Annotated in this window: 20 protein-coding genes; 8 read left to right on the top strand and 12 right to left on the bottom strand. The window is 69.9% G+C overall.

What is annotated here, in order from left to right:
* Positions 1-7: 7 nt before the first annotated feature.
* Positions 8-751: an ABC transporter permease gene (locus ACTOWY_RS38375; RefSeq protein WP_441314499.1), complete on the bottom strand. Its 744-nt coding sequence runs from the start codon at positions 749-751 to the stop codon at positions 8-10.
* A complete protein-coding gene (locus ACTOWY_RS38370) occupies positions 748-1641 on the bottom strand; it encodes an ABC transporter ATP-binding protein (RefSeq protein ID WP_441314498.1) in 894 nt (297 codons plus the stop codon). Before ACTOWY_RS38370 ends, ACTOWY_RS38375 begins: the two co-directional genes overlap by 4 nt.
* Positions 1642-1777: 136 nt before the next feature.
* Here ACTOWY_RS38370 and ACTOWY_RS38365 point away from each other — a divergent pair, with 136 nt between their 5' ends.
* Genes ACTOWY_RS38365 through ACTOWY_RS38350 form a run of 4 tightly spaced genes read left to right on the top strand, consistent with a single transcriptional unit; the run spans position 1778 to position 6683 of the window.
* Positions 1778-2953: a sensor histidine kinase gene (locus ACTOWY_RS38365; RefSeq protein ID WP_441314497.1), complete on the top strand. Its 1176-nt coding sequence runs from the start codon at positions 1778-1780 to the stop codon at positions 2951-2953.
* Entirely contained in the window at positions 2950-3555 is a 606-nt protein-coding gene (locus tag ACTOWY_RS38360; protein ID WP_441314496.1) for a response regulator, read from the top strand. The genes ACTOWY_RS38365 and ACTOWY_RS38360 overlap by 4 nt, the downstream gene beginning before the upstream one ends.
* A 45-nt stretch (positions 3556-3600) precedes the next feature.
* Positions 3601-5130 carry an amidohydrolase family protein gene (locus ACTOWY_RS38355; RefSeq protein WP_441314495.1) on the top strand — a complete coding sequence of 510 codons (1530 nt, stop codon included), beginning with the start codon at positions 3601-3603 and terminating at the stop codon, positions 5128-5130.
* Positions 5131-5186: 56 nt separating this feature from the next.
* A complete protein-coding gene (locus ACTOWY_RS38350; RefSeq protein ID WP_441314494.1) occupies positions 5187-6683 on the top strand; it encodes an amidohydrolase family protein in 1497 nt (498 codons plus the stop codon).
* A 27-nt stretch (positions 6684-6710) separates the two neighbouring features.
* Here ACTOWY_RS38350 and ACTOWY_RS38345 read toward each other — a convergent pair whose 3' ends face one another.
* From ACTOWY_RS38345 to ACTOWY_RS38315, 7 genes are all read right to left on the bottom strand, one after another.
* Positions 6711-7559, bottom strand: coding sequence for an ECF transporter S component (locus ACTOWY_RS38345; protein WP_441314493.1), 849 nt, complete (start codon positions 7557-7559; stop codon positions 6711-6713).
* A complete protein-coding gene (locus ACTOWY_RS38340; RefSeq protein WP_441314492.1) occupies positions 7556-9160 on the bottom strand; it encodes an ABC transporter ATP-binding protein in 1605 nt (534 codons plus the stop codon). Before ACTOWY_RS38340 ends, ACTOWY_RS38345 begins: the two co-directional genes overlap by 4 nt.
* Positions 9157-10272: a CbiQ family ECF transporter T component gene (locus tag ACTOWY_RS38335; RefSeq protein WP_441314491.1), complete on the bottom strand. Its 1116-nt coding sequence runs from the start codon at positions 10270-10272 to the stop codon at positions 9157-9159. The genes ACTOWY_RS38340 and ACTOWY_RS38335 overlap by 4 nt, the downstream gene beginning before the upstream one ends.
* 1 nt (position 10273) lies before the next feature.
* Positions 10274-11140 carry an LPXTG cell wall anchor domain-containing protein gene (locus ACTOWY_RS38330; protein ID WP_441314490.1) on the bottom strand — a complete coding sequence of 289 codons (867 nt, stop codon included), beginning with the start codon at positions 11138-11140 and terminating at the stop codon, positions 10274-10276.
* A complete protein-coding gene (locus ACTOWY_RS38325) occupies positions 11137-13902 on the bottom strand; it encodes a hypothetical protein (protein ID WP_441314489.1) in 2766 nt (921 codons plus the stop codon). Before ACTOWY_RS38325 ends, ACTOWY_RS38330 begins: the two co-directional genes overlap by 4 nt.
* A gap of 229 nt (positions 13903-14131) precedes the next feature.
* Positions 14132-14554 carry a winged helix-turn-helix transcriptional regulator gene (locus tag ACTOWY_RS38320; protein WP_441314488.1) on the bottom strand — a complete coding sequence of 141 codons (423 nt, stop codon included), beginning with the start codon at positions 14552-14554 and terminating at the stop codon, positions 14132-14134.
* Positions 14555-14782: 228 nt separating this feature from the next.
* The gene (locus ACTOWY_RS38315) at positions 14783-15229 is read right to left on the bottom strand and encodes a hypothetical protein (RefSeq protein WP_247765762.1); all 447 of its coding nucleotides are present in this window, start codon (positions 15227-15229) and stop codon (positions 14783-14785) included.
* Positions 15230-15449: 220 nt separating this feature from the next.
* Here ACTOWY_RS38315 and ACTOWY_RS38310 point away from each other — a divergent pair, with 220 nt between their 5' ends.
* Positions 15450-17201 carry a fatty acyl-AMP ligase gene (locus ACTOWY_RS38310; RefSeq protein ID WP_441314487.1) on the top strand — a complete coding sequence of 584 codons (1752 nt, stop codon included), beginning with the start codon at positions 15450-15452 and terminating at the stop codon, positions 17199-17201.
* Here ACTOWY_RS38310 and ACTOWY_RS38305 read toward each other — a convergent pair.
* Positions 17177-18409, bottom strand: coding sequence for a helix-turn-helix domain-containing protein (locus ACTOWY_RS38305; RefSeq protein WP_441314486.1), 1233 nt, complete (start codon positions 18407-18409; stop codon positions 17177-17179). The two genes, ACTOWY_RS38310 and ACTOWY_RS38305, sit on opposite strands and share 25 nt — an antisense overlap.
* Positions 18410-18674: 265 nt before the next feature.
* On the opposite strand from ACTOWY_RS38305, the gene entS reads away from it, so the two are divergent.
* From entS to panD, 3 genes are read left to right on the top strand one after another with little or no spacing between them, the layout of a single operon-like run.
* A complete protein-coding gene (entS, locus tag ACTOWY_RS38300; protein WP_441314485.1) occupies positions 18675-19958 on the top strand; it encodes an enterobactin transporter EntS in 1284 nt (427 codons plus the stop codon).
* Positions 19959-20001: 43 nt separating this feature from the next.
* On the top strand, positions 20002-20214 hold the full coding sequence (locus ACTOWY_RS38295) for an MbtH family protein (RefSeq protein ID WP_441314484.1): 213 nt from the start codon (positions 20002-20004) through the stop codon (positions 20212-20214).
* Positions 20215-20249: 35 nt separating this feature from the next.
* Positions 20250-20672 carry an aspartate 1-decarboxylase gene (gene panD, locus ACTOWY_RS38290; RefSeq protein WP_441314483.1) on the top strand — a complete coding sequence of 141 codons (423 nt, stop codon included), beginning with the start codon at positions 20250-20252 and terminating at the stop codon, positions 20670-20672.
* Positions 20673-20772: 100 nt separating this feature from the next.
* On the opposite strand, the gene ACTOWY_RS38285 is transcribed toward panD, so the two are convergent.
* Together ACTOWY_RS38285 and ACTOWY_RS38280 are read right to left on the bottom strand one after the other, a co-directional pair.
* Entirely contained in the window at positions 20773-21777 is a 1005-nt protein-coding gene (locus ACTOWY_RS38285; protein WP_441314482.1) for an iron-siderophore ABC transporter substrate-binding protein, read from the bottom strand.
* Between the two features lie 133 nt (positions 21778-21910).
* The gene (locus ACTOWY_RS38280; protein WP_441314481.1) at positions 21911-22906 is read right to left on the bottom strand and encodes an iron-siderophore ABC transporter substrate-binding protein; all 996 of its coding nucleotides are present in this window, start codon (positions 22904-22906) and stop codon (positions 21911-21913) included.

Below are 22906 nucleotides of genomic sequence, written 5' to 3'. Positions count from 1 at the left end.
CCGGTGATCAGCGTGGTTCCCACTTGTAGAACCGGACGGTGATCACCCCCAGGACCACCGCCGACAGCGCGATCCCGGCGGGCAGGATCAGGGCGATCTCGGGCAGCTGGATGCCCGCGCCTCCACCGCCCCAGCCCTTGGCCAGCATGTCGGTCGGCCCGTTCAGCGGCATCAGCATGCCGAGGGTGCGGGCCAGGTCGGAGTCGGCGAAGGTGGCGATCATGCCGCCGAGCGCGGCCACCAGCAGCGGCATCGCGGTGATCTGGGTGACCTCCACACTTGAGCTGAGACTGGCCGTGGCCGCGCCGGCGAGCAGGGCGATCGCCGCGCCGAGCAGGATGCCGCCCAGGGCCAGCAGCGGGTTCTCCGGCAGGGGGGCGCCGATGGCCACGCAGAAGGCCAGGTAGCCCAGCATCTGGGCCAGGGTGACCACGATCAGCGGGGTGACCATGCCGGCGATCAGGGCCGCGTCGGTGATCTCCGCGGTGCGCATCCGCTTGAGCACCAGGGACTGGCGGCGGGCGGTGAACACCGTGGTGCTGACCAGGAAGGTGGACACCAGTAGCACGATCATGAAGCTGTGCGCGAACATCGAGCCCCAGCCGGCCGCGGTGTCCGGCCGGTCGTTGGAATAGGCCACCACGCACATCGCCACCGGCACCCCCAGCACCGATGCCGCGTTGATCTTCTTGCGCAGCAGCAACTTCAGCTCGGTCAGGCCGAGCAGCACGGCGGCACGCATGCCGGTCATCCCTTCTCCGAGGTCGCGAGGAAGACCTCGTGCAGTGAGGCCGGGCTCGCGTTGAGGTTCTCCAGCTCCAGCCGGTGCTGGCCTGCCCAGTTCAGCAGGGTGGTCAGATCCGTTTGCAGGGCAAGGGTTTCCACCTTGATCCTGCTACCGTCCACTGTGGTCGATCCGTGCAGTGGCGGCAGCGCGGGGGCGTGTGGTGGCAGGTCGGCGGTGATGGTGGCCGGGCGACCGGAGAGGACCTCGTGCAGCGTGCCGGAGATCTGCGCGATCCCGTTGTGCATGATGGTCACGTGGTCGGCCAGCGCCTCGGCCTCCTCCAGGTAGTGCGTGGTGAGCAGGATGGTGCTGCCGGACTGCTTCAGCTCCTCGACCCTGGCCCAGAGCCGTTGCCGGGACTCGGGGTCCAGGCCGGTGGTCGGCTCGTCCAGCACCACCAGCTCGGGCGCGCCCCAGGTGGAGATGGCGAAGTCCAGCCGCCGCCGCTCACCGCCGGAGAGCTTGTCCACCTGGACGTCCGACCGATGCGCAAGGTCCACTCTGGACAGTGCGGTGGTCACCTGGTCGGTGCGGCTGGACAAACGCTGCCACAGCCGTAGGGTCTCGGCCACGGTCAGTTCCTCGATCAGCCCCGCGTTCTGCAGCATCACGCCGGTCCGGGCCTGCACCTGGTAGCGGTCGGCGTGCGGGTCCAGCCCGAGCACCCGGACCCGGCCCTGCGCGGGCTTGCGGAAGCCCTCGATCACCTCCAGGGTGGTGGTCTTGCCTGCCCCGTTGGTGCCCAGCAGGGCGAAGGTCTCGCCGCGGCGTACGGTGAAGTCGATCCCGCGCACCGCGGCGAACTCGCCGTAGCGATAGTGGAGGTCCTCGACCTCGATCACGTTGCCGTTCATGAGGGCAAAGTTAGGGATCGGGCGGGCGCGCGGGCAGTGTGCGTTGTCAGGGGGTGGCATGACGGGTGTCGCCCTCGGGCATGACAGGTGTCATCTCCTGGGCGGCGCGGATGCCGCGCGCTGCTAGTTTTGGCTGGTGACAGCCATCAAGGAGCAGGAGTCGGCGTCTGCCGCGGCGCTGGAGCACCTCCGGAAGTACTGCCGGGACTCCCTCTACGGCGGAGTCGGCCTGGCGGTGATGTTCCCGTTGCTGTCCCTGCTGAACTCCCCGGAGCTGAGCCTGGTCCGGGTGGCGGTCCTGCTCGTGGGCTGGGCGACGTTCAACGTGCTCTTCCTGCCCGGCGCGCTGAGGCTGCTGCGCGATCCGTGGCGAGTGCGGCCGCTGCGTACCGGGGTGCCGTTGCTGGCGCTCGGGCTGGGGCTCACTCTGCTGGCCCTGGTGTGGGGCGCCGTCGGGATGTTCTGGGCGGTGCTGCCCGGCCTGGCCTGTGCGGAGTTGCTGCTCAACCGGTCGGTCCGGTACGTGTGGCCGCTGACCGGGTTCCTGTCCGCCATCTTCGCGGGCCTGGCGCTGCTGGCCAACGCGACGGCGGGCGTGCCGGACCTGGGCCGCCAGGTGATCATGTCGGTGGTGCTGCTCGGGATAACCTGCTACCTGCAGGAGACCACCGCGCGACTGTGGCGGTCCAGCCGGGAACTGGACAACGCGCGGCTGGCCGCGGCCGAGCTGGCCGCCACCAAGGAGCGGCTGCGGCTGTCCCAGGACCTGCACGACATCCTCGGGCACGCGCTGGAAGTGGTGTCGCTGAAGAGCGAGCTGGCCGCTCGACTGTCCACTGTGGATACCAAGCGGGCGCAGGACGAGATGGTGGAGGTGCAGGAGCTGGCGCGCGGGGCGTTGCAGGACGTGCGGACGCTGGCGCACGCGCAGCGCGGCACCGATCTGGTGGGCGAGCTGGCCGGGGCGCGGAAACTGCTGGCCTCGGCGGAGATCCGGTGCGAGGTGGACGCGCGGCCGGAGGAGCTGTCCGCGGCGCACCGGGAGTTGTTCGGCTGGGTGTTGCGGGAGGCGGTGACCAACCTGCTGCGGCACGCCGACGCCCGCCGATGCTGGATCACCCTTGCCGGGCAAGGGGAATCGGTGGTGCTGCGGGTGGGCAACGACGGGGTGCTGGACGCGGGGGAGTGGGGTTCGGGGTTGTCCGGGCTGGCCGAGCGGATCAGCGGGGGTGGCGGTGAGTTCAGCGCGGTGGCGCGGGGCGGGGAGTTCGTGGTGACCGCGAGCCTGCCCAAGTCGGCGGTGGGCCGGTGATCAGGGTGGTGCTGGTCGACGATGAGCGGCTGACCCGGCAGGCGGTGGCCGCGTTGCTGGGCCTGGAGCCGGATCTGACCGTGGTCGCCGATGTCTCCGACGGCTTGCAGGGCCTGGCCGCGGTGGCCGAGCACGGGCCGGATGTGGTCGTGCTGGACGTGGAGATGCCAGGGCTGGACGGGCCCGCGGTGGCCGCCCGGCTGGCGCGGGAGTTCCCGGCGGTGCGGGTGGTGATGCTGACCCGGCATGCCCGGCCCGGCGTGTTGCGGCAGTCGTTGTCCTTGGGAGCCAAGGGTTTTCTCGCCAAGAACGCACCAGCTTCGTTGCTGGCCGAGGTGATCCGGCGGGTGCACGCGGGTTTGCGGTACGTGGACCCGGAGTTCGCCGCGGACGCGCTGGCCGAGGCGGACTGCCCGCTGACCGAGAGGGAGCTGGACGTGCTGCGGCAGGTGCACGACACCGCGACCGCGGCCGATATCGCGGCCGCGGTGCACCTGTCCGCGGGCACGGTGCGCAACTACGTGTCCTCGGCCATGGCCAAACTGGGGGCGCGGACCAGGGCGGAGGCGGCCCGGATCGCCAGGGAGCACGGCTGGCTGTGAAATTGGGGGTGACCTGACCCCGGGGGATGGGGCCATCATGGGGTCATGACCAAACTGGGGGTCAACCGACGTGAGTTCATGAGCTGGATGTCCAGGAGCGGGGTCGCCCTCGCCGCTGCTGGAGGACTGTGGCCTGCCCTGGCCGGTTCGGCCGGTGCGGACACGGTGCAGGTGACCGTGTTGCGCGGGGCCACCCTGATCGACGCGACCGGCGCCGCGCCCTGCCCGGACTCGACCGTGGTGCTGGTGGCGGATCGGATCGTCGCGATCGGCGGTGCTGGCCTGGCCGCGCCTGCTGGGGCCAGGATCATCGACCTGCGCGGCAAGTACCTGGTGCCCGGGTTCTGGGATATGCACACGCACCTGATGCAGTTGCGCACCATCGTGCCCAAGTCGCACATCGTGTACGGGGTCACCGGGGTGCGGGAGATGTGGGGGCTGCCCGAATCGCACCAGGCCCGGCGGGATTTCGAGGCCGGGACCGCGCTGGGGCCGCGCATGGTCATCGGCAGCGCGATCATCGACGGGCCTGCGTCCTTCTATGGCAGGGGCATGCTGATCGTGCGCACCGAGGCGGAGGCGCGGGCCGCGGTCCGGGCCGAGCATGCCAAGGGCGCGGAGTTCGTCAAGGTGTATCAGATGCTCACGCCCGAGCTGCTGACCGCGATCGCGGATGAGGCGGAGAAACTGGGTCTGCGCATTGCCGGGCATCTGGCGGATTTTGTGCCGGTGGACGCGGCGCTGGTGTTGCGGCAGAAGTCCTACGAGCACATGTTCGGGTTCCTGTTCAGCACTTCGCGGGAAGAGGCGGAGTACCGGCGGAAGATCGCGGAGTTGCCGTTTGATCCGGCGGCTTCGTATCCGTGGTTCCGGGCGGTGCGGGAGCTGGAACGGCAGGCCGGGGACTCGTTCAGTCCGGCGAAGGCGGTCGCACTGGCGCGGAAGATGCGCGAGCGGGACGGATGGTTGTCGCCGACGTTGCGAGTGTTGCACATGGTGACCTCGCCGAAGGAGACCTTTGCCGGGGACGAGCGGATGAAGTATCTGCCGCCGTTCTACAAGGAATACTGGGCGAATGGGGCGGCCGGGTGGGCGCCGGTGACGCCGGAGCAGATCGCGCGGCAGCGGGAGTTCTACGAGCGGCAGCTGCGGTTGGTGGGAATCCTGCACAAGGCCGGGGTTGGCGTGATCGGCGGGACGGACTGCGGGAATCCGTACTGTTTCCCCGGGTCTGGGTTGCATGACGAGTTGGAGCGGATGGTAGCGGCCGGATTGTCGCCGATGGCGGCTTTGCAGACGGTGACCCGGGACGCTGCTCGGCATGTGGGGCTGGCATCGGAGGTGGGGACGGTGTCGGTGGGGAAGAAGGCGGATCTGGTGGTGCTGGACGCGGATCCGTTGGCTTCGATCGCGAATACCCGGCGGATTCACTCGGTGGTCAGTCGGGGACGGGTATTCGGGCCTGCGGATCGGGTTCGGTTGCTGGCAGAGATCGAGCGGGCTGCGCTGGAGTTCCAGCCGCCGACGACTGCGGCTCGGAGTGCGGCCGTGGTGATGCCGGGCAGTTGTTGCTGACACTTTCGGGTGGCGGGGCTTGAACTTGACGCTACGTCAGGGTGCAGGCTGCGGGCATGCGTGAGAACGGGACGAGTCGCCGGGAGTTCCTGGGCTGGCTCAGTGGGATCGGGGCGGCCGCGGTTGCCGGGAGCTGGTTGGGCTCCGGGGTGGCCGCGGCCGCTGATTCTGTTGCGGTGCCGGTGTTGCGTGGGGTGACGCTGGTGGATACCGGCGGTTCGTCTGTGCGGCGGGATGCCACGATGGTGCTGGGGGAGGGGCGGATTCTCGCGGTGGGTGGGCGGGATCTGCCGCTGCCTGCCGGGGCGGAGGTGTTTGATTTGCCTGGGAAGTATGTGATTCCTGGGTTGTGGGACATGCATGTGCATGGGGCTTTCCTGGAGAAGGTCACCTTGCCGTTGTGCCTGCTGCACGGGGTGGTGGGATTCCGGGAGATGTGGGGGTTCCCGCAGCACCATGACCTGCGGCGGCGGATTGAGGCCGGGGAGGTTTTTGGGCCTCGGTTGATCATCGGGAGCGCGATCATTGACGGGCCGGATTCGGTGTTGCCGATGGCGTTGATCGTGCGGACGCCGGAGCAGGCCCGGCAGGCTGTGCGGGATTCGGTGGCCGGTGGGGCGGATTTTGTGAAGGTGTATCCGTTCCTGGACCGGGTGCTGTTGCGGGCGGTGGCGGAGGAGTGCCGGGTGCTGGGGGTGCGGTTCGCCGGGCATGCTTCGGATCATGTGCCGATGAGTGAGTCGAGTTCGCTGGGGCAGCGGACTTTTGAGCACATGTATGGGTTGCCGCTGGCGACGAGTACGCGGGAGGGCGAGTTGCGGCGGCGGATCGCGGGGATGCCGTTGGATCCGGCGGATCCCTTTGTGTGGTTCAAGGGAGTACGGGAGATTGAGCGGGAGGCCGCTGGTTCGTACAGTGCGGTGAAGGCTCGGGTGCTCGCGCATCAGTTGCGGCGCAATGGTTCCTGGCAATCACCCACGTTGGTGGCGATGCGGGTCTTCTCCTCGCCGGCGGAGGAGTTCGCGGGGGATGAGCGGATGAAGTACCTGCCGCCGTTCTACAAGGAGTACTGGGCGGGGCAGTTGGCTCGGTGGGCTCCGGTGACGGCGGAGGAGATTCGGCAGCAGCGAGAGTACTTCGCGGCCCGGTTGCGGATGGTGGCGGAGCAGCATCGGTTCGGGGTGGGGACGTTGCTGGGGACCGATTCGGGGAATCCTTATGTGTTTCCCGGGTTCTCGGTGCATGAGGAGTTGGAGTTGCTGGTGCGGGCCGGGTTGTCGCCGATGGATGCGTTGCGGGCGGGGACTTCGGAGGTGGCCCGGTTCCTGGGGGAGCGGGACGGGGCCGGGACTTTGCGGGTTGGGCAGCGGGCCGATGTTGTTGTGCTGGACGGGGATCCGTTGGCTTCGATTACGAACACGCGGCGGATTCACCTGGTGGCGACGCGGGGGCGGGTGATCACCGCGGCGGATCGGGTGCGGATGCTGGCGGAGGTGGAGAAGGCCGCGTTGGAGCCGCCGGTGGCGGGCGTTGCGCGCGTCGCGTGTTGCTGAGCGGTCGAGTTGGCCCAAGTCGTACGCCTAGTTGGGCGAACTGGTTGTCCCGCTTTGGCCACCTGGGCGGTCGGTGAAGGTGACGGGGGCGTCGAAGGCTGCTCGCCTGGAGGCTCGGCGTAGTACGGCCAGGACGGCGTGGCCGGTGAGCAGGATGGCGATGGTGTTGGTGATGGCTCTGCCGGTGTCCCAGCCGAAGCTGGAGGTGATGAGGGTGAAGATGAAGAAGCGGTGCAGGTTGTCGGCCAGGGGGGCGCCGGGGATGTACCCGAGCTGGGTGTCGATGGTGGCGGTGAAGGGCCAGAACCACATGTTCATCACGAAGCCGAAGGCGTAGGCGGCGAAGATGCCGTAGCCGATGAGCATGGCTATTTCCCAGCGGCCCTTGACCTTGCGGGGAAGCAGTCCGGCGCCAAGGCCGATCCAGGAGCAGGCGATCATCTGGAACGGGAGCCAGGGGCCTACGCCCGCGGTGAGCAGGGCGGAGGCGAACAGGGAGGTGGAGCCCAGGACGAAGCCGAAGCCTGGGCCGAAGACCCGGCCGGCGAGGACCAGGAGGAAGAAGACGGTTTCGATGCCCGCGGTGCCCGCGCCGAGGGGACGGAGGGCGGCGTTGATGGCGGAGAGGACGCCGAGCATGGCGAGGGCCTTGGTGTCCATGCCGCCGGAGGTGATTTCGGCCAGGATGATCGCGAGCAGGACGGGGAGGGCGATCAGGAAGATCAGGGGGGCGTCGTTGCTGTGCGCGATGGCTTCCGGCTGGGCGATGGCGAAGAGGGGCCAGAGGAACATGGCCAGGCCCGCGAGGGAGGCGATGGTGAGGACCAGGGCGGTGCGGGGGCTGACGTGCAGAGCCCGGGGATCGAGGACATTCATGACAGGGCCTCGGCTACTTCGGCGACCGTCAACCAGGGCTGGGGGTTAAGGATTTTGGCTACCTGGGGGGCGAAGGCGGGGCTGGCGATGATGATGTCGGCGGTCGGGCCGTCCGCGACGATCTCGCCTTCTGCCATAACCGTCACGCGGTCTGCTGTGTTGGCCACGAGTTCTACGTCGTGGGTGGCTACTACGACGGTCCGGCCTTCGTTGGCCAGGGCGCGGATGAGGGTGGCGAACTCTTTCTTGGCGGTGTAGTCCAGGCCTCGGGTGGGTTCGTCCAGGAGGATCACGTTGGGGGCCGCGGTCAACTGGATGGCCAGGACCAGGGCCAGGCGTTGGCCTTCGGAGAGGTCCCGGGGGTGGGTGGTGTCCTGGATGTTGGGGGCCAGGCGGTCCAGGATGGTGCGGCAGGTTCCTTGGGGGGACTGGCTTTCCTGGTCGGCTTCGGTGCATTCGGCGGCGACGGTTTCCAGGTAGAGCAGGTCGCCGGGGGTTTGCGGGACCAGGCCGACCAGGGATCGGGCGGTGGCGGCGGAAACGGTGCGGGGGTCCTGGTTGTTGACCGAGACGGTGCCGCTTTGGCGGGGGCCGGAGCCTTGTAGGGCCCAGAGGAGTGAGGATTTGCCGGAGCCGTTTCGGCCCATGAGGGCGAGGATTTGGCCTTGGTGGAGGGTGAGGGTGAGTTCGCGGACGGCGATCACCTGGCCGTAGCGGACGGTGATGTTGCTGGCGGCGAGGATGGTGGGGGAGTGGGTTTGGGTTCTGCCTTGGGTGGGTTGGGGTTTGTCCGCCAGTTGGGCTCGCAGGGGGGCTGCTTTGCGGCGGGCGTCTCGGATGGAGAGGGGGAGGGGGGACCAGCCTGCGAGGCGGCCTAGTTCCACTACTGGGGGTGCGATGGTGGTGGTGTGCAGGAGGGTGGCTGGTGGGCCCTGTTCGAGGGTTTTGTTGCCGGGGAGGTGGATTAGCTGGTCCGCGTATTGGACTACGCGTTCCATGCGGTGTTCGGCGACCACGACGGTGACGCCCAGGTCGTGCACCAGGCGGGTGATGGCGGCCAGGACGTCTTCGGCCGCGGTGGGGTCCAGGGCTGAGGTGGGTTCGTCCAGGACGAGTACCCGGGGGTGCGTGGTGAGGACGGAGCCGATGGCCACTCGTTGTTGCTGTCCGCCGCTGAGAGTCCTGAGTGGACGGTTGCGGAGTTCGGCGATGCCGAGGAGGTCGAGGGTTTCCTCCACTCGCTTGCGCATGACTTCTGGCGGGATGGCCAGTTGTTCCATGCCGTAGGCGAGTTCTTCCTCGACCGTGTCGGTGACGAAGCCGGCCAGGGGGTCCTGGCCGACTACGCCAACCAGGTGGGCGAGGTCCCGTGGTTTGTGGGTTCTGGTGTCCAGGCCGTTGATGGTGACCCGGCCGCGCAGGGTGCCGCCGGTGAAATGCGGCACCAGGCCGTTGATGGCGCCCAGGAAGGTGGACTTGCCGGTGCCGGTGCGGCCGGTGACCAGGCAGAGTTCGCCCTCGCCGATTTCCAGGTCCACTGTGGACAGTGTGGGTTCGCTGGCGCCTGCGTACTGGATGGAGACCTGCTCGAACCTGATCACCGGTGTTGCTCCGTGGTGGGTGGGGGTGGGCTGAGCCAGGCGGGCAGCACGGCGATGAGCACACCGAGGGTGGGCAGGACGGACAGTTCGGGCCAGGCCAGCGGGTTCAGCGAGGGGTAGAGGTTGGTCGGGTCGACCGCGCCGGTGAGGAAGAGCAGCGCGCCCGCGGTGATACCGGTGGCGGCGACCAGGATTTCCGGCAGGTGCCAGTGGTCGGGGCGGTAGATGCTGCGCTGGACTCGTTTGCCGCCGATGACGAAACCCGTTGCCGCGATGGCGAGTCCGCCCACCAGGAAGGGCAGGCCGAGGGCCCGGGGTGTGGTGCCGTCGAGGAGGCCGTAGACGCCGACGCAGACGCCGGAGAGGCCGAGCAGGACCAGGGTGCCGGTGAGCAGGCGGGCCCTGGGGCTGGCGGTGCCGCGGCGGCCGTAGCCGCGGGAGTCCATCGCGGCGGCCAGCAGCAGCGAGCGGTCCAGTGCGTCGGCCAGCACCGGGATGACGATGCCGCGCAGGGCACGCATACCGCGTTGCCTGCCACCGCGCAGGCGGCGGGCGCGGCGGACCCGGTGCACGCTCTCGATCAGCTGCGGGGCCACGGAGAGGGCGACCACGACGGCCGAGCCGACCTCGTACAGGGCGCCGGGGACGGCTTTGAGCATGCGTTTGGGGTTGGCCAGGGCGTTCGCCGCGCCCAGGCAGATCAGCATGGTGGCCAGGCGCAGGCCGTCGTAGAGGCCGCCCAGCAGTTGCTCGGCGGCCACCGGGCCGAACAGGCGGATGCCCGCGACCAGTTCGGGCAGCACGATCTGCGGCAGGGTGAACAGAACCGTCTCGCCCTGGCCGCCGCCGAAGATGATCCGGAACAGCACCCGCATCAGGATGATGAACGCGCCGAACATGAGGTACATCCGGAAGGCCAGCGCCCAGGGCGCGTTGCCGCGGCGGCTGACCACCACATAACCGGCCACCGCCAGGATCATGATCAGCAGCAGCGGGTTGGTGGTGCGGCCCGCCGCGGTGGCCAGGCCCAGTGCCCACACCCACCACGCGCCGGGGTGCAGGGTGCGGGGCAGCCGGGCCGACAGCCGCGTCGCGACTTGGTTCAGGGTCACGTCAACTCGGGTTGTCGGCGTTGCGGCGACGACGCCAGGCCAGCAGGCCCGCGCCGAGCACGAGCACGGCCACCGCGCCGATGCCGAGTGCGGTGGAGAGCGGGAAACCCTGGTCCGGCTTGGGTTTCTCGGCCTCCACGCCGCCGGTCCAGGCCAGGCCCTCGCTGGTGGACGGCGGAGCGCTCGACGAGGTTGGCGTGTCCGAAGTGGACGGTGGGGTGGTCGCCGAGGTGGGTTCGCCGCTGGGGGGCGGGGTTTCCGAGCTTGGTGGCGGGTTCGCGCCGGGAGGTGGCTGACCGCCGGGTGGTGGTGGGTTGCCGCCGGGGGGCGGTGGGTTGCCGGGCGGTGGCTGGTTGGTGCGTGGCGGTTGCTGGGGGCTGGGGCGCTTGGGAGCGATGCGGGGGGCCGGGTTGGACTCGGCGGTGCGGTCCTTGGCGAAGGACCAGCCCTCGAAGCTGCCCGGCGGGGGCGTCCGGTTCAGCACGCCCAGCTGGCTGTAGGTCCAGCCGCCGCCGTTGGGCGCGTGCCAGTAGGACCAGTAGGCGCTGGCCGGCGGGGTGTCCATGCAGGGCTCGGTGTCCGAGCCCGGCTTGCCCTCGATGCGGCAGACGAACGCCTCGCCCCAGCGGGCGGTGCCGGTGATGTTGATGCCCGCGGCGCGCAGTGCGGCGTGGCCGGTGGCCTGTTTTCCGGGAGCACAGCGGATGATCGTGCTGCCGCCGAGCTGCTGGAAGTCGATGACCACGGTGACGCCGGTGTCGTCGGGGCAGTAGCCGGGGGTGCCCGCGGCGAAGGCCGGGGGCGCGCCGATCGTCGTGCCCGCGAGGACCGCGAGCACGACGATCAGCTTGCGTAGTGCGGTGTTCATGCGGCTCGCCGCCTGCGGGTCAGCACCACCATGGCCGCTCCGGCGCCCAGCAGCAGCGCGCCCGCGAGCAGGGTTTCGGAGACCTCGGCGCCGGTGCGGGCCAGTGCGGCCGGGCGGTACTGCGGCTGTGGGGCCGGACCGGGATCGTTGCCTGGCGCGGGGTTCGGGTCCGGCTGCGGCGGGTCGGTCGGTTTGGGCTCGGGCTTCGGGTCGACCGGCTTGGCCACCCGCTCGGCCGGCTTGACCGGGCCGTTGTCCTTGGTGAGGAAGGACTTCCCGGCGGTGGCGGGCAGGGCCTGGGCACTGGCCAGGAGGTTGCTCTCGGCGCCGGGGTTGAGCGGCAGGCCGCCGTCCTGGCGTTGCAGGCCGAGCAGCCAGGCGCGGCTGTCCTTGGCTTCCTGGCGCACGCCGAGCAGACCCATGGTGGCGTAGGCGGTGCTGTTGACGTTCTGGCCACCGGGGCCGGTCCAGGAACCGTTGCCCTGGCGCAGTTTCTCCAGTGCGCGCACCGACTCGGTCAGCGCGGTCTTGCGTTCCTGGCTCAGCGCGCCGCCGCCCTTGGGCACCGCGTTGAGCGCCTGCAGGGCAAGGCCGGTGGCATCGGCGATGCCGGTGGCGCAGCCCTCGGCGGCGGGGAAACCGACCGGCATAGTGGCGTCCTTGCAGCGGGCCGCGGCCAGTGCGGTGGCGGCCTTGTCCGCGCGGGTGGTGTCACCCACCGCGGTCAGCGCGAGGATGCCGAAGGACTGGCCGAAGGTGTTGGCGTTGTTGCCAAAATCGCTGATGTCGGCGAATCGGCCGTTGTCCCCGAGCAGTCCGCTGAGTTGGTCCACCAGGTCGATGCCGCCGACCGCGCGCGGGTTCTTCCCGGCCAGGCTGAACAGGAAGGCGAGCTTGGCGGTGGCCCCGGCGTAGCGGGCGCCCGGCTTGTCGAAGCCCTTGCCCTGGGTGTAGGTCTCGACGCTGTCCTTCTTGTCCAGGAAGGCCAGCACCTTGGTCAGACTGCTGGGCTGCCTGCCGGAGAGCAGCAGGCCGTAGGCCACGTCTGCGGTCTGGCCGTAGTCCACAAAGGACTGTTCGCCTGCGGTGACCTCCACGTGGTCGCCGTTGACCAGTTTGCCGGTCAGGTACTTGGCCAGCTTGCCGTTCGGGCCCGCGTCCGGGACGTCCGGACCCAGTTCGCCGAGGGGCACCCCGGCCAGGGTGAGCAGCGCCTGCGCGGTGGCCCGGCGCCAGGAGTCCTGCGCGCCCGGCAGTTCGGGGAAGCCGTCCTTGACCGCCTCGTCGAACTGCGCGCGGTTCCAGGCGATGCCACCGGCCTGGGCGCTGGCCTTGCCGCCGTTGTCCATGGTGAGCTGGTGCGAGCGGACGAACTCGGCGGCCCGCCCGGCCGCCTTGGTCCGGCCACCGGCGGCCAGTGCCTGCCCGCCGAGTCCGGTGCTGTTGGTGTTGGCGGGCGCGGTCGGGCCGGAGCCGCCGATGCCGCCAGCCTCGTCCTGCTTGCTCTCCAGCCAGTTCAGCCCTGTGGTGGCCGCGTCCGCCGCGCCGGTGCTGCCCGTTCTGGCCGCGGCCAGCAGGGCCTGCACCGCCATCCCGGAGGAGTCCGGGTCCAGCACCGCCGTGGGGTCCTCGTCGCAGCGGGCGCCGGTGGCGCCGAAGCTGGTCCAGGACAGCCGGAAGCCGCCTGCCGCGCACTGCTGCTTGATCAGGAAGTCCACCACCGGCTGCGGCACCCCGCCGCTGCGGGCCAGGCCCAGCACTGCGAAGCTCTGGCCGAACAGGTTGGTCTCGGACTTCGGCTGCACGTCCCGGTCGCGCAGCTCGCCCGCGAACGCGCCCGCCTCGGCGCCCGCGATCAGGTTGAGGGTCTCCTGGCGCAGGTCGACGCCGCCGAAGTCGGTCGGGTCCACGCCCGCGGCCACCGCGCCCAGCAGCGCTTTCGCGGTCTGGTCGCCCTGGCGTTCGTTCGGGTTCTCACTCCACGGGTTGCCGATGTAGTCCAGCACGGTGCGTTCCAGTGCGCCGGTGATCTGCTGCTGGGCCGCCGGATCCGCCTTGGTGGCCACCAGCGCGAACAGCGCGTCCACGGTCAGCCCGTGGTCGGGCTTCTCGGGGCCGATCACACCGGGCAGCAGGCCGTCCTTGAGGAAGCCGGCCAGCCAGCGGCTCGCCTCCGGACCACCCGCGGCGACCTCGTCGGTCTTCGGCGCGGTCCTGATCTCCGGCTTGGGCCCGGTCTTGGGCGCGGCCACGGTGGGCCGGACCGGGGCCACCCGCGGCGGCGGGTTGGTGCTGCCGGTCTTGTCCTTGGCGAAGGACCAGCCCTCGAAGCTGCCCAGCGGAGGCTTGCGCCCGGTCACGCCCGCGGTGCTGTAGGCCCAGGCGCCGCCGTTGGGCGCGTGCCAGTAGGACCAGTACGCGCTGGCAGGCGGAGTGTCGATGCAACGTTCGGTGTCCGCGCCCGGCTTGCCCTGGATGCGGCAGATGAACGCCTTGCCCCAGCGCCGGGTGCCCTCGACCACGAAGCCGGAGTTCTCCAGCGCGGTCAGCCCGGATGCCTGCTCGCCGGGCGCGCAGCGGATCTCGGTGTCCCCGCCCAGCTCCTGGAAGTCCACCACCACGGTGACCCCGTTGCCGTCCGGGCAGTGGCCGGGACTGCCGGGTACCGGCGCCGGTGCGGCCGCGGCCAGTGGCGCGGCCATGGTCAATAACAGTGCTGCCCCGGCGAACGCGGACAGCGCTCGCCGCCAGATCTGGTTCATCCCCAGTGCCTTCCTCGCGGTGGTCGAGTCCGGCAGGCGCACAGGGGAGCCGCCAACCGGCTCCACCCTGTAGTCCTCGACAGATGAAGCCGCGCAGCTCAGTCAGGCAGTCCGGCTCGCGATCGGGAAGATCGCCTACGGTTGCGGGTCAGCGCCGGGATTTGACCGGCTTCCCCTGTACTGAGACAGATCCTGACGGTACGGCTCCGTACCGCGGGGGCACAAGCGGCTAGGAGGAGGGCTGCGGCACGTCCGTGGCCCGCTGGTCGAAGGCCCGCCGCGCGGTCACCACCTGCGGCAGGTTGCCGGTGGACCAGGCCCGCACCGCGGCCAGTGGTTCGGCGGCCGAGTGACCCAGCTCGGTCAGCTCGTAGTCCACCCGCAGCGGCACGGTCGGATAGACGGTGCGAGTGACCAGGCCGTCGCGTTCGAGGGTGCGCAGGGTCTGGGTGAGCATCTTCTGGCTGATGCCCTCCAGCTTCACCCGCAGCTGGCCGAACCGGCGCGGGCCGTCCTCCAGCGCGCCGATGGTCAACGCGGTCCACTTGTCGGCGAGCATGTCGAGCAGGCCCCGGCAGGGGCACTGGCGGGAGTAGACGTCCCGCGCCTCCGCGTCGGGGATCCAGTCCGTCTTCACCTGCGTACTTCCCATGAGTAACTTGGTATCACATAGAGTGCAGGGGTGGGAATGACGCGTGCGGCGGTGGTGCGGCGGGCCGCACCACCGGCAAGGTCCTGCTCGCGGTAGCGGACTAGACCACCCGCGGCCAGCCCACTTGGCCCAACTCGGCGTACCACTTGGGCCAACGTGGCGTACGAGTTTGGCCAACTCGGTGTCCGTAACGGCCAACTCGGCGTACGACAACGGCCAACACGCGGGTTAGGTTTCGCGGTGTTCGGTGATGGGGGAGGGGACCATCGCTTCGGTGACGGCGTGGCCCATGCGGCGCAGGGCGGCTTCGATGGCGAGGCGGATGGAGCCGTTCATCGGGAGTAATGGCAGCCAGGGCTGGGCGTTCCACTCGGGGCCGCGCAGGCCGGGGCTGACCGTGACGCTGGCCAGCTCGTCGTTGGGCAGCACCAGTTCCAGGCGGGCCTGGCGGACCACCACCTCGGCGCTGTGCTCCGCTCGCGGCGGTGGCACCGGCTCGTACTGGGCGGCCACCAGCCACTCCAGGTCATCGCTGATCCGCTGGACGGACTCGGCGATCCCGATCAACAGTTCGGCCCGGCGGTACTGGCAGCTCTCCTCGGTCGCCTGGCGCAAACGCCCGGCCACCTCGGTGAGGGCCACTGCGGCCTCGGACTCGGTTCGGCACTCCACCATGTCGTGATCAACGGCACGGCCACGAGAAAGTCGCGGTTCCCAATCGTTGTCACCCGATTGTGTAAGGCGACTTGTCACCTGGCTCACAAAATTCCCAGCGGGCGGGACTGAGCCGGGTTTGTGGTCGGCGGAATGTCACCGGGGTTCACCTCCTGGCTATTGACAGTGTTCCTCGTTGATAAATAGCGTCCAGCTCGGGGAAGTCGGAGGAGAAACCATTGTGATCGGGTCTTTTCGTGCTGCCGCACTAATTCCGCAACAGCTCTTCCATAAGCTGGACCAGGGCGGATTGTCGCTGCCGGACAACCTCAACCGCTGGGCGGCCGGGTTCGGCGATCAACCGGCGCTGACCTTCCTGGACCACCACGGTCCACGTCCGCTCGGCGAGGCCGTCGTGCTGACCTGGGCCGAGCTGGACCGCCGGGTCAGCGCGGTCGCCGCCTGGATCCAGCGCCGCGCCTGCCGTGGCCAGCGCGCGGCCATCCTCGCCCCGCACGGGCCGGACTACGTGATCGCCTTCCTGGCCGCGTTGCGCGCCGGGATCATCGCGGTGCCGCTGTTCCCGCCCGGCCATCCCGGCACGGTGGGCAGGCTGGCCGCGATGTTCGCCGACTGCGGGCCACGCCTGGTGCTGACCACCCGCGCCCAGCTGGCCGCGGTGGACGGGTTCCTGGACAGCCACGGCCTGCGCAAACCCGAGGTGGTCGCGGTGGACGCGCTGCCCGACGCGATCGGCGCCGAGGTCGAACCGGCCTGGCACACCGGGGACGACGTGGCCTACCTGCAATACCCGCCGACCTGGACCGGCGCCCCTTGCGCGGTCCAGGTGACCTTCCGCAACGCGGTGGACAACGCGCTCACCCTGGTCGAGTCCATCGGCGCGCTGCCCGGCCAGTCGCCCTCGGTGAGCTGGCTGCCGCTGCACCACGCCGAGGGCCTGCTGCTCGGGGTGATCGCGCCGGTCGCGGTGCGCGCCCGCGCGGTGCTGATGGACCCGGCCGCGTTCCTGCTCAAACCCGAGCGCTGGCTGCGCGCGCTCACCGCGAACCCTGGTGCGGTCAGCGCCGCGCCCGACTTCGCCTACGGCTACTGCGCGGCCCGGATCGGCGCCCAGGAGAAGGCGGTGCTGCGGCTGGACCACGTGCGCGCGCTGTTCGTGGACGGGGCCAGCGCGCAGGCGCATACGCTGAGCCGGTTCCTGGCCGCCTTCGCCGAATGCGGACTCCGCCCCGAAGCGGTGCGCTGTGGCTACGGGCCGGTCGGCGCGGCCGCCCTGGTCTCGGTGACCACCGCCGAACCCCGGCGCACCGGTTTCGACCGGGCCCTGCTGCGCCGGGGCCGGGCCGAGCCACGCGCGGAGAACGCCCCCGACGCGCTGACTCTGCTCTCCAGCGGCACACCCACCCGGCACCGGGTGCGGATCGTGGCTCCGGACAACGGCCGGACGCTCCCCGATGGCGCGGTCGGCGAGGTGTGGGTCTCCGGCGCGCTCGGCCCCGGGTTCTGGGGCAGGCGGAAGCCGGGCGAGCGGCCCTTCGGCAACCGCCTGCCGGACGCGGACGCCCCGGCGCACGGCTGGCTGCGCACCGGGGACCTCGGCCTGGTCGACGACGGTGAGCTGTATGTGCTCGGCCGGGTCGGCGAACTGCTGACCGTGCGCGACCGCCAGCACTACCCCTACGACGTGGAGGCCACCGTGGGCGGGGCGCATTCCGCGTTGCGCGCGCACCAGGCCGCCGTGTTCACCGTGCGCGAGTTCGACCGGGTGCTCACCGTGCTGGTGGCCGAACGGGTCCGGGAGTGCTCCACCCAGCAGGTGGCCGGTCAGGTCCGGCGCGCGGTGACCGCCCGGCACGGCCTGGTGCTGGACCGGGTCGTGCTGGTGGACACCGGACGCCTGCCGCGCACCCCGGACGGCGCGGTCTGCCGCGCCACCACCCGGGACCGCTACCTGACCGGCGGCTTCGACTGACCGGGCTGACCAGCCGTTCCTGACTGGCGCAGCCGGGCGGCCCGCAGCACGAGTTCCAGCTCGAAGCGGGCCGCCGGATCGGTCAGCGTCTCCCCGAACAGGCTCTCCAGCTGGTGCAACCGGTACCGCACGGTCTGCGGGTGGATGCCTAGCCTGGCGGCCACCTCTGGCGCGCCGCTGCGGGTCTCCAGCCAGGCCAGCAGGGTCTCGGTGAGCCGCTCGCGCTGGCGCGGGGTCAGCTCGGCCAGCGGCGCCAGCACCCGGGTGGTCAGCTCGTCGAGCAGGAAGTCCTCGTGCAGCAGCCACAGCGTGCACAGGTGGTCGGCGCAGTGCTGCACCTCCAGCGCGGGCAGGGTGCCCGCGCGCATCAGGTTCAGCGCGTGCCGGGCCCAGCGCAGTGACTCGGCGGCGTTGGCCAGCTCCACCGTGGGGCCGACCGCGACCAGCCAGTCCTGCAACGGGCGGTCCAGCAGCCGCTCCTGCTCGGCGCCCGCCGGGATGAGCAGGCAGGGCGCGCTGCCCTCGAAGTCGACCAGGATGGCCCGGTCCAGGCGTGGCTCGCCCTTGTTCACCCGGTCCGGCCGCGGCTCCAGGGCCACCGCGCACACCCGGTCCGGCAGTTCCCACTCGGCGGCCGCGGCCAGTTCGATCACCAGGTGCCGCGGGTTGGGCGGATCGGCCAGCAGCACCTCCAGCAGTCGCCTGCGCCGGCGTTCCCTGGCGCCGGTGGCCCGCTGCTGAGCGGCCACGTAACCCTCCACCGACAGCGCGGCCAGCTCGTCGATGTGCGCGAAGACCGCCTCGCCGAGCAGCCGCATGGTGTCCACCGACAGGTGCACCCGCTCGCCGAAGTCGGTCAGCCGCCGCCAGGCGATCCGCGCGCCGAGCCGGTAGGCCCGCTGCAACGTGTCCAGGCTGCGGCCCTCGTGGAACTCGCCGCGGCCCAGTCGCCGGTACATCTCCGCGATCGCCGGTTTCGGCGCGCCCGGGTCGGCCACCCGGTCCACGAACTGCATCAGCGCGTACTCGATCCCATCGCTGATGATCTGCCCGAACGACTCGTCGAGCGGCCGGGAGTACTCGGGTATACCGCGTTGGATCTCGCCGAGTATCTGGTTCGCCACATCCGGGACCTCGGCCCGCATCAGCGGGGCCAGATCACGGGAGAGGACTTTCCACGGGTCCATGCCCGTGCGCAGCTGGTTCACGCCCGACTCCAATGGCGGAGGAGGTCGAAGCATTTCAGGAGAGGGTCAACAATGCTGTGCTGTTCGTCCGTTGTCATCCTTCGAAGGAACTACATCCCATGATCCGGCCTGTTTCCTGAAAAGAGCGCTCTCATTTGTTCCTCCCGACCCAAAACCGCTGGCTGGTGTACTCCGTCACTCCTGCTAACGAGCGGGACGGGCCTGGGGGAACGCAACCGTTCGCGCCGGATGTCGGGCTTAGGTAAGGCTAAGGTAAGTTCCAGGGGTGCGACTCGGACAGTTCGTCATGGACACCGCCCCGCTGCGCGGCAGCCCACCGTTCCGGCTGGTCTTCGCCGTGCAGGTGATCGCCATGGTCGGCACCAACCTCACCGTGGTGGCGGCCAACCTGCAGGTCTTCGCCATCACCCGGTCCTCGCTGCAGGTCGGGCTGGTCAGCCTGGCGCTCGGGGTGGCCCTGCTGTTCGGGCTGCTGGCCGGCGGCGTGCTGGCCGACCGGGCGAGCAAACGCCTGATCATCGTGACCACCCGGCTGGGCATGGTGCTGGTGCTGGGCCTGCTGGCCTGGAACGCCACCCTGGACTCGCCCAGCCTGGCCCTGATCTACGCCACCGCGATCCCGGCCGGGCTGATCAACGGCCTCGGCGCGCCCGCGCTGATCGCGGCCACCCCGGCGCTGGTCGGCCAGGAGAACCTGGCCCCGGCGGGCGCGCTGACCGCGATCACCACCCAGATCGGCGCCATGGTCGGCCCGCTGCTGGCCGGGTTCATCGCCGAATCCTGGGGCCTGGCGGTGTGTTTCGCCATCGACGCGGCCACCTTCCTGCTCGGCGCGGTGCTGCTGGCCTTCCTGCCCAAGCTCGAACCGGAGGGTTCGGCGGAGCACGCGCACCCGGTGCGTTCCATCGTGGAGGGCTTCGCCTTCCTGCGGCGCAGCCGGGTGGTCACCGGACTGCTGCTGATCGACGTCTGCGCGATGGTCTTCGCCATGCCGTACGTGCTGTTCCCGGAGATGGGTGTGGCCGTCTTCGGCGGCGAGTTCGCCACCGGCCTGCTCTACGCCGCACCCGCGGTCGGCGCCTTCCTGGCCGCGCTGACCAGTGGCTGGACCGCGACCGTCGCTCGTTCCGGACTGGTGCTGATCGGCTCGGTGTTGTTGTGGGGCCTGGCCGTGATCGGCTTCGGGCTGAGCCCGGCGCTGTGGGTGGCGCTGCTGTTCCTGGCGGTGGCCGGCGCGGCCGACACCATCTCGGAGATCCTGCGCCGCACCCTGTTGCAGCACCACACCCCGGAACGGCTGCTCGGCCGGGTGGGCAGCATGTGGCTGGCCCAGGCCACCACCGGCACCTCCGCGGGCAACGCGGTGATGGGCGGCCTGTCCCGGCTGCTCGGCTCCGGCCTGGCCCTGGTGGCCGGTGGCGCGGTCTGCGTGCTCGGCGTGGTCGGCATCGCGATCGCCTTGCCTGAGCTGCGTAAAGCCACGCTGAGCGGGCCCAGCGCGGACGAGCGCGAACGCGTCACAGATGGTTGCAAGGTTAGCTTTACCTAACCTAAGCTGCGAGACGTTTGGACAGTCGCTCAAGGAGTTGTGGATGAACCCGCTGGATGACGAGAACGGCACGTTCTACGCCCTCGTCAACGAGGAGGGCCAGTACTCGCTGTGGCCGGTCTTCGTGGACGTGCCCGCCGGCTGGACGATCGCCTTCGGCAAGGACTCCCGGACCGCCTGCCTTGAGTTCATCGAGCGGAGCTGGACCGACATGCGCCCGAAGAGCCTCGTCGAAGCCATGCGCGCCGCCGACTGACTTCCCACCTGACGTTCTAAGAAGGAGAGCGCCACGTGCGGCGTACGTTGATGAACGGCAAGATCCACCGGGCCACCGTGACCCAGGCCGACCTGCACTACGTCGGTTCGGTGACCATTGACGCGAACCTCTTGGAAGCGGCCGACATCGTCGAGGGCGAGGTCGTGCACATCGTCGACATCACCAACGGCGCCCGCCTGACCACCTACGCCATCACCGGTGAGCGGGGCAGCGGCGTGATCGGCATCAATGGCGCGGCCGCGCACCTGGTGCACCCCGAGGACATGGTGATCATCATGTCCTTCGCGGAGTTCACCGAGGAAGAGCGGGCCACGCACGTCCCGCACGTGGTGCACGTGGACGAGCGGAACCGGATCCTGGCCCTGGGCAACGATCCGGCCGAGCCGGTGCCGGGCAGCGCGCAGCTTTCCGGGCGCGTGGTCGCGGCCGCGCACTAGACCAGCGGCGGCCGGCGGTTCGGGGCCGGCGGCAACCGCGTACGAGGGCGGTCACCCGGGGTGCGGGTGACCGCCCTTCTTTATGTCACAACGGTTTCGCTCAGGCGGCGGGCTTCTGCACCGCGGCGGAGAGCATCGGCACCAGCTTGTCGATGGCGTAGGGAATGCTCAGCGGCGACGGTGCGCGGATCGAGTGGAACTCGGGCAGTGCGAGGGTCAGGTTGCCGCCCTTGCGCACCACGGCCAGTTTCCGGAACAGCGGGTTCTGCTCGACCGCGTCCCGCTGCTGCTCGTTGGCGTAGTAGCTCAGCAGCACATCCTGGTCGAGCAGGTCGAACTTCTCCGCGCTCAGCTCGACCGCGAAGGTGCCGCCGGGCTGGGCGCGGATGTTCTCCGGCAGCACCAGGCCGAACTCGCCGAGCAGCTTGGTCGCGGTGTCCTCAGTGGACTTGAGCAGGTGCACGGTGCCCGCCTGGCCTGCCACGAAGTAGCCGAACCTCTTGCCGGTCAGCTCCGGGTTGGTCTTGCGGACCCCGGCGATCCTGGCCTCGGCCTCGCCGATCACCTGATCCGCCAAGGCTTTCCGGCCGATCGCCCGGCCGACCTGCCGGGTGACCTGCTGCCAGCTGTCCTGGTACGAACCGGTCTCGTACCCGGTGGTCGGCACGATCGCGTTCAGCTTCGACCAGTACTTGTCCAGGCCGGCGTCGAAGTTGGCCAGGATCAGGTCCGGTTCGAGCTTGAGCACCTGTTCCGGGTCGAACCCGTTGTCCCCGGGGACCAGCAGGGTCGGCGTGGCGCCGCCGAGTTTCGCCTTGGCCCACGGGGTGATCCCGTCCGGGTGCCCGTCCATCCGCACCATCGCGATCGGCTGCACCCCGAGTGCGAGCAACGCGTCCTGGTCGGCGGCGCTGAGCGCCACGATCCGCTTGGGCGGCGCGGTGATCGTGGTGCTGCCCAGCTTGTGCTTGAGGGTGACCGGGAAGGCGTCGGTGGACGCGGTGGTCCGCGGGGCTTGTCCGTCACCGCTGCCGCAGGCGAGGAGCGTGCCGAGGCCGAGTAGCGCGGTGGCCACGGCGGCGAGTAGTCGGATTCCTGTTGTCATGTGGATGTTTCCCCCCTGTGTTGCGTGTTGGACTGAGTCCTCGGTTGCCACGCAACGACAAGGGCCGCGCTGACGAGCAGCGCGGCCCTTGTCGTTGCGCTGTGCCGGACGGACTCACCGGCTCAGTCTGGCATCAGGCAGCGGTCTTCTTCACCGCGGCGGACAGCTTCGGCACCATCTTGTCGATGGCGTAGGGGATGCCCAGCGGCGAGGGGTTGCGGATCGAGTAGAACTCGGTCAGGTCGACGACGATGTTGCCGCCCTTGCTGACCACCTTGAGCTTCTTGAACAGCGGGTTCTGCTCGGTGTCCTGCTGGTGCTGCTTGTTGTCGTTGTAGTAGGTGACCAGCACGTCCTGGTCGAGCAGGTCGTAGCGTTCGGCGCTCAGCTCGGCGGCGAAGCTCTCGCCCGGCAGCGCCTGGATCGGCTGCGGCAGGGTCATGCCGAACTCGCCGAACATCTTGCTCGCCGAATCCGCGGTGGACTTCAGCACGTTCATCGTGCCGGTCTGCCCGGTAACGCCGAAGGCGAACTTCTTGCCGGTCAGCTCCGGGTTGCTCTTCTTGACTCCGGCGATCTTGCCCTCGACCTCGGTGACCAGCTTGTCCGCCTCGGCGGACTTGCCGACGGCCTGGCCGACCTGGCGGGTGACCTGCTGCCAGGTGTCCTCCACCGGACCGGTCTGGAAGGCCGTGGTGGGCACGATGTCGTTGAGCTTCTTCCAGTACTTGTCGATGTAGAAGTCGTAGCCGGCCAGGATCAGGTCCGGCTCCAGCTTGAGCACCTGCTCGACGTCGATGCCGTTGTCGCCCACGGTGAGCAGGGTCGGCGTGGCGCCGGTGACCTTGGCCTTGCTCCACGGCGCGATGCCGTCGGCCATGCTCGTCTTCACCGTGGCGATCGGCTGGATGCCCAGTGCCAGCAGGGCGTCCTGGTCGGTCTCGCCGAGCACCACGATCCGCTTGGGCGCGGCCTTGATCGTGGTGGTGCCGAGCTTGTGCGTGATGGTGATGGGGTAACCCGGCGCGGCACCGGCCGACGTGTCCTTCGGAGTGCCGGCGTCACCGCCGCCACCGCACGCGGACAGGCCCAGCACCAGTGCCGCCCCGGCCGCGACCAGACGAACCAT

The organism is Crossiella sp. CA198 (assembly GCF_052078295.1).
In the GTDB taxonomy this organism is placed as follows: Bacteria; Actinomycetota; Actinomycetes; order Mycobacteriales; family Pseudonocardiaceae; genus Crossiella.
Note: the sequence above shows the minus strand (reverse complement) of the source record. Positions and strands in the feature narration are given on the sequence as shown.